The sequence below is a fragment of the Arthrobacter sp. Y3223164 genome, from assembly GCF_059091005.1.
Genome location: NZ_JBNHGF010000892.1, coordinates 1 through 395, shown reverse-complemented (window position 1 = coordinate 395; position 395 = coordinate 1). Strand labels below are relative to the sequence as shown.

The 395-nt window shown below is 72.7% G+C and carries 1 protein-coding gene; it reads left to right on the top strand.

Going from position 1 to position 395, the window contains the following annotated elements; translation table 11 throughout:
* Window positions 1-395 (top strand): uroporphyrinogen-III synthase (locus tag AC5RUJ_RS18590; RefSeq protein WP_494156554.1); only part of this gene is annotated, 395 nt, incomplete at both ends.

Below are 395 nucleotides of genomic sequence, written 5' to 3'. Positions count from 1 at the left end.
CGGACAACCAGCTGCAGGGCCTGCGGGTGGTGCTGCCGCGCAGCCCTGACCGGGCGGCCGGCATGGCCGCCGAACTGGTCCGCCGCGGCGCGTCCCCCAGCGTCCTGCCGCTGATCGACTTCGAACGGACGGACAAGCCGGACGAACTGGACCAGGCCCTGACCCTGCTGGCGCAGAACAAGGCCGTCTGGCTGGTCATTACCAGCATCACGACGGTGCGGGCGCTGAAGGCGTGCGCCCTGGAGCGTGGCACCAGCCTCGCCGCGCTGGCAGGGGACACGAAGATTGCGGCCGTCGGAAGCCCGAGCGCCAGGGCGCTGGAGGCCGAGGGCCTCACCGTCGACCTGGTGCCACCCGGCAGCATGGACGCCGTCGGCCTGGTCGATGCCTGGCCG